This window comes from Mesorhizobium sp. M0119 (assembly GCF_040322615.1).
Lineage (GTDB): Bacteria > Pseudomonadota > Alphaproteobacteria > Rhizobiales > Rhizobiaceae > Mesorhizobium.
On sequence record NZ_JAMYTU010000078.1, the window covers coordinates 1 to 10618 of the forward strand.

The 10618-nt window shown below is 62.1% G+C and carries 8 protein-coding genes and 1 pseudogene; 7 read left to right on the top strand and 2 right to left on the bottom strand.

Annotation, left to right across the window (positions count from 1 at the left end; all coding sequences use genetic code 11):
* Positions 1 to 218 precede the first annotated feature (218 nt).
* The 3 genes and pseudogenes from rpoC (at position 219) to NKJ40_RS31165 (ending at position 5573) form a co-directional block, all read left to right on the top strand.
* Positions 219 to 4415: a DNA-directed RNA polymerase subunit beta' gene (rpoC, locus tag NKJ40_RS31155; protein WP_352469313.1), complete on the top strand. Its 4197-nt coding sequence runs from the start codon at positions 219 to 221 to the stop codon at positions 4413 to 4415.
* Positions 4416 to 4498: 83 nt separating this feature from the next.
* Positions 4499 to 5163 (top strand): annotated as a pseudogene (locus NKJ40_RS31160) (O-methyltransferase).
* Between the two features lie 38 nt (positions 5164 to 5201).
* Positions 5202 to 5573: a hypothetical protein gene (locus NKJ40_RS31165; protein ID WP_352469314.1), complete on the top strand. Its 372-nt coding sequence runs from the start codon at positions 5202 to 5204 to the stop codon at positions 5571 to 5573.
* Positions 5574 to 5609: 36 nt separating this feature from the next.
* Here the strand turns inward: NKJ40_RS31165 and NKJ40_RS31170 are convergent, their stop codons facing one another.
* Positions 5610 to 6539, bottom strand: coding sequence for a Gfo/Idh/MocA family protein (locus tag NKJ40_RS31170; RefSeq protein ID WP_352469315.1), 930 nt, complete (start codon positions 6537 to 6539; stop codon positions 5610 to 5612).
* A gap of 123 nt (positions 6540 to 6662) precedes the next feature.
* Positions 6663 to 6944, bottom strand: coding sequence for a transcriptional regulator (locus NKJ40_RS31175; protein WP_254817147.1), 282 nt, complete (start codon positions 6942 to 6944; stop codon positions 6663 to 6665).
* A gap of 463 nt (positions 6945 to 7407) precedes the next feature.
* On the opposite strand from NKJ40_RS31175, the gene rpsL reads away from it, so the two are divergent.
* The 4 genes from rpsL to NKJ40_RS31195 form a co-directional block, all read left to right on the top strand.
* Positions 7408 to 7779, top strand: a complete 372-nt coding sequence (rpsL, locus tag NKJ40_RS31180) for a 30S ribosomal protein S12 (protein ID WP_006333356.1) — start codon at positions 7408 to 7410, stop codon at positions 7777 to 7779.
* An 85-nt stretch (positions 7780 to 7864) separates the two neighbouring features.
* The gene (gene rpsG / locus NKJ40_RS31185; RefSeq protein WP_008875664.1) at positions 7865 to 8335 is read left to right on the top strand and encodes a 30S ribosomal protein S7; all 471 of its coding nucleotides are present in this window, start codon (positions 7865 to 7867) and stop codon (positions 8333 to 8335) included.
* Positions 8336 to 8365: 30 nt separating this feature from the next.
* The gene (gene fusA, locus NKJ40_RS31190) at positions 8366 to 10456 is read left to right on the top strand and encodes an elongation factor G (protein WP_023680448.1); all 2091 of its coding nucleotides are present in this window, start codon (positions 8366 to 8368) and stop codon (positions 10454 to 10456) included.
* A gap of 67 nt (positions 10457 to 10523) precedes the next feature.
* Positions 10524 to 10618 (top strand): GTP-binding protein (locus tag NKJ40_RS31195; RefSeq protein WP_032936484.1); only part of this gene is annotated, 95 nt, incomplete at its 3' end.

The window sequence follows — 10618 nt, forward strand, 5'->3', positions numbered from 1 at the left end:
AAACCGCGGCCCCCGGCACAAACGGCCGAGTGTCAAACACCACTCCCCGCCTAAACCCCACCCCGGCCCCCCCCGGCGCCCTAACACCAACCCGGCCGGGCGGGGGACCCCCCGCCCCCGGACGCACCAAATTCTCGGCCGATGGCCGATCAAGTCGGCGGGCGTTTGGCCCGCGCTAGATGCAAGGGGTTTTCGAGGACCCCGAAAAGGAGAACGGCATGAACCAAGAGGTCATGAATCTCTTCAATCCCCAGGCGCCTGCGCAGGTGTTCGATTCGATCCGGATCTCGCTTGCCAGCCCTGAGAAGATTCTGTCCTGGTCGTTCGGCGAGATCAAGAAGCCGGAGACCATCAACTACCGCACCTTCAAGCCGGAGCGTGACGGCCTGTTCTGCGCGCGCATTTTTGGTCCGATCAAGGACTATGAGTGTCTGTGCGGCAAGTACAAGCGCATGAAGTACAAGGGCGTCATCTGCGAGAAGTGCGGCGTCGAAGTCACGCTGTCGCGCGTCCGCCGCGAGCGCATGGGCCATATCGAGCTGGCGGCACCGGTCGCCCACATCTGGTTCCTGAAGTCGCTGCCGTCGCGCATCGGCACGCTGCTCGACATGACACTGAAGGATATTGAGCGCGTTCTCTACTTCGAGAACTACATCGTCACCGAGCCCGGCCTCACCGCGCTGAAGGAGCACCAGCTCCTCAGCGAGGAAGAGTACATGATGGCCGTCGACGAGTATGGCGAGGACTCGTTCACGGCCATGATCGGCGCCGAGGCGATCCACGACCTTCTGGCCGGCATGGACCTCGAGAAGATCGCCGGCGATCTGCGTTCGGAACTGGCTTCGACCACCTCCGAGCTCAAGCAGAAGAAGTACCTGAAGCGGCTCAAGGTCGTCGAGAACTTCATGGAATCCGGCAACCGTCCGGAATGGATGATCATGAAGGTGGTTCCGGTGATCCCGCCGGACCTGCGTCCGCTTGTCCCGCTGGACGGCGGCCGTTTCGCCACGTCGGATCTGAACGATCTCTATCGCCGCGTCATCAACCGCAATAACCGCTTGAAGCGGCTGATCGAGCTGCGCGCTCCCGGCATCATCGTGCGCAATGAAAAGCGCATGCTGCAGGAAGCCGTCGATGCGCTGTTCGACAACGGCCGCCGCGGCCGCGTCATCACCGGCGCCAACAAGCGTCCGCTGAAGTCGCTGTCGGATATGCTGAAGGGCAAGCAGGGCCGGTTCCGCCAGAACCTGCTCGGCAAGCGCGTCGACTATTCCGGCCGCTCGGTCATCGTCACCGGTCCGGAGCTCAAGTTGCACCAGTGCGGCCTGCCGAAGAAGATGGCGCTCGAGCTGTTCAAGCCCTTCATCTACGCCCGTCTCGACGCCAAGGGTTACTCCTCGACCGTCAAGCAGGCGAAGAAGCTTGTCGAGAAGGAGCGTCCGGAGGTCTGGGATATCCTCGACGAGGTCATCCGCGAGCATCCGGTGCTTTTGAACCGCGCACCGACGCTGCACCGCCTCGGCATCCAGGCGTTCGAGCCGATCCTGATCGAAGGCAAGGCGATCCAGCTTCACCCGCTGGTCTGCACGGCCTTCAACGCCGACTTCGACGGCGACCAGATGGCGGTCCACGTGCCGCTGTCGCTGGAAGCGCAGCTCGAGGCCCGCGTGCTGATGATGTCGACCAACAACATCCTGCACCCGGCTTCCGGTGCGCCGATCATCGTGCCGTCGCAGGACATGGTTCTCGGTCTCTACTATCTCTCGATCGTCAACCAGAACGAGCCGGGCGAGGGCATGGTGTTTGCCGACATGGGCGAGCTCCAGCACGCGCTCGAGACCAAGGCGGTGACGCTGCATGCCAAGATCAAGGGGCGCTTCCGCACGGTCGACGCCGACGGCAAGGTCGTGTCGAAGATCTACGACACCACGCCTGGCCGCATGATCATCGGCGAGCTTCTGCCGAAGAACCACAACGTGCCCTACGAGACCGCCAACCAGGAGATGACCAAGAAGAACATCTCCAAGATGATCGACACCGTCTACCGCCATTGCGGTCAGAAGGAGACGGTCATTTTCTGCGATCGCATCATGGCTCTCGGCTTCAGCCACGCCTGCCGTGCCGGCATTTCGTTCGGCAAGGACGACATGCTGATCCCGGACGCCAAGATCAAGCTGGTGTCCGACACCGAGGCTTTGGCCAAGGAGTACGAGCAGCAGTACAATGACGGTCTGATCACGCAGGGCGAGAAGTACAACAAGGTCGTCGACGCCTGGGCCAAGTGCTCGGAAAAGGTCGCCGACGAAATGATGGCCCGCATCAAGGCGGTCGAGTTCGAGGACAATGGCCGTCAAAAGCCGATGAACTCGATCTACATGATGTCGCACTCCGGTGCGCGTGGCTCGCCCACCCAGATGCGCCAGCTCGCCGGCATGCGCGGCCTGATGGCCAAGCCGTCGGGTGAAATCATCGAGACGCCGATCATCTCGAACTTCAAGGAAGGCCTGACCGTGCTCGAGTACTTCAACTCGACCCACGGCGCCCGCAAGGGTCTGGCCGACACCGCCTTGAAGACGGCGAACTCGGGCTACCTCACCCGTCGTCTGGTCGATGTGGCGCAGGACTGCATCGTCAACTCCGTCGACTGCGGCACCGACAAGGGCCTCACCATGCAGCCGATCGTCGATGCCGGCCAGGTCGTCGCTTCCGTCGGCCAGCGCGTGCTCGGCCGTACGTCGCTCGACGACATCACCCATCCGGTGTCGGGCGAGGTTCTGGTCAAGGCTGGAACGCTGATGGACGAGCGCGACGTGGAACAGATCGAAAAGGCTGGCGTCCAGTCGGTCCGCATCCGCTCGGCGCTGACCTGCGAAGTCAGGGTTGGCGTCTGCGCGGTCTGCTACGGACGCGATCTGGCCCGCGGCACCCCGGTCAACCAGGGCGAGGCTGTCGGCGTCATCGCGGCGCAGTCGATCGGCGAGCCGGGCACCCAGCTCACCATGCGTACCTTCCACATGGGCGGTACGGCGCAGGTGGTGGACTCGTCGTTCCTTGAAGCCTCGTATGAGGGCAAGGTCGAGATCCGCAACCGCAACGTGGTGCGCAACTCCGACGGCCAGCTGATGGTCATGGGCCGCAACATGGCGGTGCTGATCCTCGACGAAGCCGGCAAGGAGCGCGCCACGCACCGTGTCACCTATGGTTCGCGCATCTTCGTGGACGATGGCGACAAGGTTAAGCGCGGCCAGCGTATCGCCGAGTGGGATCCCTATACCCGCCCGGTCCTCACCGAAATCGAGGGCAGGGTGTCGTACGAGGATCTGGTCGACGGCATTTCCGTTCAGGAAACGGCCGACGAATCGACCGGCATCACCAAGCGTGAGGTCATCGACTGGCGCTCGACGCCACGCGGCAACGACCTCAAGCCGGCGATTGCCATCCAGGACGCCAAGGGCAAGGTCGGCAAGCTGTCCAAGGGCGGCGACGCCCGCTTCCTGCTCTCGGTCGAGGCCATTCTTTCGGTCGAGCCGGGCGCACAGGTTCGCCCCGGCGACGTGCTGGCGCGTATTCCGATGGAAAGCGCCAAGACCAAGGACATCACCGGTGGTCTGCCGCGTGTGGCCGAACTGTTCGAGGCACGCCGTCCGAAGGATCACGCCATCATCGCCGAGATCGATGGCACGATCCGCTTCGGCCGCGACTACAAGAACAAGCGCCGCATCATCATCGAGCCGCATGACTCGACGCTTGAGCCGGTCGAATACCTGATCCCGAAGGGCAAGCCGTTCCATCTCCAGGACGGCGACGTCATCGAGAAAGGCGACTACATCCTCGACGGCAATCCGGCGCCGCACGACATCCTGGCGATCAAGGGCGTGGAGGCGCTTGCCTCCTACCTCGTCAATGAGATCCAGGAGGTCTACCGACTGCAGGGCGTGTCGATCAACGACAAGCACATCGAGGTGATCGTTCGCCAGATGCTGCAGAAGGTCGAGATCACCACGCAGGGCGATTCGACCTACATTCCGGGCGACCACGTCGACGTGATCGAGCTGGAAGAGGTCAACGAGCGCCTGGTCGAGGAGGGCAAGAAGCCGGCCGAAGGCCAGCCGGTGCTGCTCGGCATCACCAAGGCCTCGCTGCAGACGCCGTCCTTCATCTCCGCCGCCTCCTTCCAGGAGACGACGAGGGTGCTGACCGAAGCTGCGGTTGCCGGCAAGACCGACATGCTGCAGGGGCTGAAGGAAAACGTCATCGTCGGCCGGCTGATCCCGGCCGGTACCGGCGGTACGATGAGCCAGATCCGGCGCATCGCCACCTCGCGCGACGAGCTGATCATCGACGAGCGCCGCAAGGCGTCCGGCGTCGAGGTCGCCGAGCCGATGCTGACCGACATGGCTTCCGCCGCGCAGTAAGCGCGACAGAAAGAAAAGATAGAAAAGGGGCCCAAGTGGCCCCTTTTCGCATTGTGGTTCCCCAATCGGATCGGAGGAGAACGATGAGCAGGAAGACCTGGGCTTCTGTCGACGACTATATTGTCGAGGCTCTTTTCGAGGCGGATGCTGCCCTCGATGCCGTTCTGGCGGCTAACCATGACACGGCCTGCCGGCGATCGATGTTTCGCCGGCGCAGGGCAAGCTGCTGTCACTTCTTGCGCGAATACAGGGAGCGAAGAAGGTACTCGAAATCGGCACGTTGGGCGGCTATTCGACAATCTGGATGGCGCGCGCGTTGCCCGTGGACGGCAAGGTCGTGACGCTCGAGCTTGATCCGCACCACGCCAGTGTCGCGCGGTCGAACTTTGAACGGGCAGGGGTGTCGGACCGGGTGGAACTGCGGGTCGGACCGGCGCTTCAATCGCTTGCGGCGTTAGGCGCCGAGCATGCCGGGCCGTTCGACTTCATCTTCATCGACGCCGACAAGCCGAACAACCCGCACTATCTGTCGTGGGCCAAGCGTCTTTCGAGGCCGGGGACCGTCATCGTCTGCGACAATGTCATCCGTGACGGCGCGGTGGTGAACGAAGATGGCCGCGACGCCAATGTCGAAGGGGCACGCGCGGCGTTCTCGTTCATCGGCAGCGACAAGCGTCTGCAAGGCACCGCCATCCAGACTGTTGGCGCCAAGGGCTATGACGGCTTTGCCATAGCGATCGTCGACTGAAGCTGCCACCGGCGGCTGGCTTTTGAAGGAATCGTCAATTGAACGAGGCAACCATCTGGGAATTGATCAACGCTGGCCGAGATCGCATGAGCTTTGGGCAGCGAAGACTTTGGGAGCTGATCAAGATCGAACCGGAAGAATGGCTGCATCACTCTCCTGCTGGGAGTGATCATCGCATCTGGGTCGTAGGTTTGATCGGCCGGAGCGTGATTTCCTACAATGACATTGAAGGCGGGTTCGACCGTTCAAATTTCATTCGATATGGAGAAATCACCGAGCTTGGTTGGGGGCAGGCCGATCTCGAGGTGGTGGTTCAAGATTTCATGAGCGAACTTGAACAAGGACACCGGACGGCTCCCGTTACTTCTGCGCCTCGTGCGGGAGAATTCCCGGACCGCAAGCCAAGGTGATCCGGAACATTCAAGGTCGCTCTACCGGCGTCAATATCAATCGAAAAACGCCTCGACCACATTGCGCCTGCCGAGCATGAAGGCGTCGGCGACGTGCTGCAGGGGCGCGAGATCGACGTCGGAGGTGCCGGCGCGCACGATCTCGGCGAATCGCTTGTAGAGCATCGGGTATTCCGCTTCCGGCTCCTCGTGAACGACGCGGCCATCGATGGCGAGCTTTGAGCCGCCACCAGAAAGCACCATCGATCCGGCCTCGGTATCAGCCAGAATGTCCCAGCTTTGCGGGCCGGTCTGACGCCAGTCGAGTTCCATCGTGACCGGCAGACCGTTCGAAGTGCGGAAGGCGATATGGGCGGCGATCGGAGCCGCGCGGTTCTCGGGGAAATCGAGCTCTGCCGAGCCGATGAACATCGGCGGCAGGATGTGGGTGGCGATCGACAGCGCGTTGATGCCGGGATCGAAGACGCCAAAGCCGCCGGGAGCCCAGATCCATTCCTGATTCGGATGCCAGCGGCGCACGTCTTCCTTCCAGTTGATGGCGGCCGACCAGATCGTAGTCGAGCTGAGGAATGCACGTGCAGCTTCGACGGCCGGCGCATAGCGTGAATGCCAGCTGGCGAACAGGCAGACGCCGTTCGCTGCCGCCAGGGCCTTCAGGTCTTCGACCTCGCTGACCGTGGCGCCGGGCGGCTTTTCCAAGAAGACATGCTTTTTCGCCGCCAGCGCCGTGCGCGCTGCGTCATAGCGAAACTGCGGCGGCATGCACAGCGACACCGCCTCGAGCTCCGGCACCGCGTCAAGCATCGCCTCGATCGTCGGGAAATTCGGGGTGTCTTCGACTTTCCCGTGGCGGCTCGCTGCGGCGACCAGGCGATAGTCGTGGTCCTTCGCCAGCGCCGGCAGGTGCTGGTCGCGGACGATCTTTCCCACGCCGACGATGCCGAGCTTGATGGGACTAGAGGACATGGGAACTCCGCAGGTTGAGTGTGCTTGGTTTTGCCAGAGGTCGCTTCTTAGCAGAGAACTTGTGCCGGGCAAGTCGCCGGCTTGTGTCGCCGGCCCGCGAGATCGACCGCGATTCAGATCTCTTCAGATCGGCACATCGAACGTCACGATCGATACTTCGCCTTCGAGCGCGCCCTGATAGGCGGACAGATGCGGCTCCTCGTCGGGCACGCCGTCCAGGTCGCCGATCTGATCGAGCTCGGCCTCGGCGTAACCTTCCGCGGCGAGTGATTCGAGAGCGCGGCGCACCGCCGAATCGTCGTCCGGCGCGACCAGCATCACATGCACGCCTTCCGGCTTGCCGCCTTTGCGCTTCCACACCCGGCCGGTAATAATGGTGACCGGGCGCTCCTCATTGTCATTCACGGGTTCGTACCTCCGGGCGAGGGGTTTTGGGCTGTTCATGCCGCCTTTTCGCACGAAGCACCGCGTGGAAACAGCCGCAAGCCGGTCACTTTCTGCCTTCCTCTTGAAAAAACGGCGCAAGAAAATTACATGCGTTTTTCGCATGGCTGCCAAGCCTCGGGTTCAGCGCAATATTTGCCGCTCCGGGGTTGACGGACAGTGGCCATACGAGTAGAAGCCGCCCAGTCAGAACCGATGTGAGGCTCTCGCTTCCGAAGCGACACGCTTTGGAGTTTGCCTCAAACAGGGTTCGTTTTACGAGCGAAAAGACATTTCCGGCGTGCATGAAGCGGCTTCCGCTTCCTCTGCCATTTGTTCGGGCAAGACCGCGAGGCGCGGTTTGTGGCCCGAATTTGCGTATGGAAATGACGCTTTGAGCGGCCCTGACCGGGCAAGACACGGAATTGAGAGACAAGAGGGTTTAATGCCTACCGTCAACCAGCTGATCCGCAAGCCGCGCATTGCGCCGGTGAAGCGCAACAAGGTCCCGGCCATGCAGCAGAACCCGCAGAAGCGGGGCGTCTGCACGCGCGTCTACACCACGACGCCGAAGAAGCCGAACTCGGCGCTGCGCAAGGTGGCCAAGATCCGCCTGACCAATGGTTTTGAAGTGATCGGTTACATCCCCGGCGAAGGCCACAACCTTCAGGAGCACTCGGTGGTGATGATCCGCGGCGGTCGCGTCAAGGATCTTCCGGGCGTCCGTTACCACATCATCCGCGGCGTGCTCGACACGCAAGGCGTGAAGAACCGCAAGCAGCGCCGTTCGAAATACGGCGCCAAGCGTCCGAAGTGACCGAAGCGTAGCCAAGGTCGTTCCGGACGGCGTCAAGCGACGATCCGGGATCCAGGCCACCGCGTAGAATTGAGGCAGAGAAAAAATGTCCCGTCGTCACAGTGCAGAAAAGCGTGAGATCAATCCGGACCCGAAGTTCGGCGATCTGATCGTCACCAAGTTCATGAATGCCGTCATGTATGACGGCAAGAAGTCGGTTGCCGAGACCATCGTCTACGGCGCGCTCGATCAGGTCCAGTCCAAGACCAAGCAGGAGCCGGTCACCGTCTTCCATCAGGCGCTCGACAATGTCGCGCCGCATGTGGAAGTGCGTTCGCGCCGCGTCGGCGGCGCCACCTACCAGGTTCCGGTCGACGTGCGCCCCGAGCGCCGTCAGGCATTGGCCATCCGCTGGCTGATCGCTGCCGCCCGCAACCGCAACGAGACCACTATGGTCGACCGCCTCTCCGGCGAGCTGATGGACGCGGCCAACAACCGCGGCACCGCTGTCAAGAAGCGTGAAGACACCCACAAGATGGCAGAAGCCAACCGCGCTTTCGCGCACTACCGCTGGTAAAGCGCGAACGAGACTGAAGAGGCACCTCCCATGGCCCGCGAATATAAAATCGAAGACTACCGCAATTTCGGTATCATGGCGCACATCGACGCCGGCAAGACGACGACCACCGAGCGCGTCCTCTATTACACGGGCAAGTCGCACAAGATCGGCGAAGTCCACGACGGTGCTGCGACCATGGACTGGATGGAGCAGGAGCAGGAGCGCGGCATCACCATCACGTCGGCCGCCACCACGACCTTCTGGAAGGGTCGCGACGGCAAGATGCATCGCTTCAACATCATCGACACCCCCGGCCACGTCGACTTCACCATCGAGGTCGAGCGTTCGCTGCGCGTGCTCGACGGCGCCATCGCGCTGCTCGATGCCAATGCCGGTGTCGAGCCGCAGACCGAGACCGTCTGGCGCCAGGCTGACAAGTATCGCGTCCCGCGCATGATCTTCTGCAATAAGATGGACAAGATCGGCGCCGACTTCTACCGCTCGGTCGAGATGATCGGTTCGCGCCTCGGTGCGCATGCCGTCGTCATGCAGCTGCCGATCGGCGCCGAGACCGAGTTCAAGGGTGTCGTCGACCTCGTCGAGATGAACGCGCTGGTCTGGCGCGACGAGACGCTGGGCGCTGCCTGGGACATCGTCGAGATCCCTGCCGACCTCAAGGCTCGTGCCGAAGAATACCGCGAGAAGATGATCGAGGCCGCCGTCGAAATGGACGAGACGGCGCTCGAGAATTACCTCGAAGGCAAGATGCCGAGCAACGACGAGATCCGTGCGCTCATCCGCAAGGGCACGATCGCGGTGAAGTTCTATCCGATGTTCTGCGGTTCGGCCTTCAAGAACAAGGGCGTGCAGCCGCTGCTCGACGCCGTCGTCGAATATCTGCCGTCGCCGGCCGATGTCCCGGCCATCAAGGGCGTCGACGCCAAGACCGACGCCGAGATCGAGCGTCATGCCGACGACAACGAGCCGCTGTCGATGCTTGCCTTCAAGATCATGAACGACCCGTTCGTCGGTTCGCTCACGTTTGCCCGCATCTATTCGGGCAAGCTCACCAAGGGCATCTCGGTGGACAACACCGTGAAGGGCAAGAAAGAGCGCATCGGCCGCATGTTGCAGATGCATGCGAATTCGCGCGCCGACGTCGAAGAGGCGTTTGCAGGCGACATCGTCGCCCTCGCTGGTCTCAAGGACACCACCACCGGCGACACGCTCAGTGATCCGCTGCATCCGGTCATCCTCGAGCGCATGGAATTCCCCGATCCGGTCATCCAGATCGCCATCGAGCCGAAGACCAAGAACGACCAGGAAAAGATGGGCCTCGCCCTTCACCGCCTGGCCGCCGAGGATCCGTCCTTCCGCGTCAAGACCGACGAGGAAAGCGGCCAGACGATCATCTCCGGCATGGGTGAACTTCACCTCGACATCATCGTCGACCGCATGCGTCGCGAGTTCAAGGTCGAGGCCAATGTCGGCGCGCCGCAGGTGGCCTACCGCGAGACGATCACCCGCAAGCACGAGCAGGACTACACGCACAAGAAGCAGACCGGCGGTACCGGCCAGTTCGCCCGCGTCAAGATCCTGTTCGAGCCGAATCCCGAAAGCAGCGAATTCGAGTTCGAAACCAAGATCGTCGGCGGCGCTGTGCCGAAGGAATACATCCCCGGTGTCGAAAAGGGCATCAACAGCGTCATGACCTCAGGCCCGTTCGCCGGCTTCCCGATGATCGGCGTCAAGGCGACGCTGATCGATGGCGCCTACCACGACGTGGACTCGTCGGTTCTGGCCTTCGAAATCGCCGGCCGCGCCTGCTTCCGCGAAGCAGCGCCCAAGCTTGGCGTGCAGTTGCTCGAGCCGATCATGAAGGTCGAAGTGGTGACGCCGGAAGATTACGTCGGCAGTGTTATCGGCGACCTGAATGGCCGTCGCGGCCAGATCCAGGGCCAGGAAGCTCGTGGCGTCGCTGTGGTCATCAACGCGATGGTGCCGCTCGCCAACATGTTCAAATACGTGGACAACCTTCGCTCGATGAGCCAGGGCCGCGCGGCCTATACGATGCAGTTCGACCATTACGAACCGGTCCCGACCGCGGTCGCCCAGGAAGTCCAGAAGAAATACGCGTAACTCGAAACGAGTTGCATCAGTAACTTAATTCAAGGCCCGCACGGGCTGGCAGGAATGGAGAGATCACATGGCAAAAGGTAAATTCGAGCGCACTAAGCCTCATGTGAACATTGGCACGATTGGTCACGTCGACCATGGCAAGACGTCGCTGACGGCGGCGAT

What these genes read in the sequence shown, in the direction of transcription:
- rpoC (WP_352469313.1), top strand. Translation starts at nt 219, where the DNA reads ATGAACCAAGAGGTCATGAATCTCTTCAATCCCCAGGCGCCTGCGCAG.
- NKJ40_RS31170 (WP_352469315.1), bottom strand. Translation starts at nt 6,539, where the DNA reads ATGTCCTCTAGTCCCATCAAGCTCGGCATCGTCGGCGTGGGAAAGATC.
- fusA (WP_023680448.1), top strand. Translation starts at nt 8,366, where the DNA reads ATGGCCCGCGAATATAAAATCGAAGACTACCGCAATTTCGGTATCATG.
- rpsL (WP_006333356.1), top strand. Translation starts at nt 7,408, where the DNA reads ATGCCTACCGTCAACCAGCTGATCCGCAAGCCGCGCATTGCGCCGGTG.
- rpsG (WP_008875664.1), top strand. Translation starts at nt 7,865, where the DNA reads ATGTCCCGTCGTCACAGTGCAGAAAAGCGTGAGATCAATCCGGACCCG.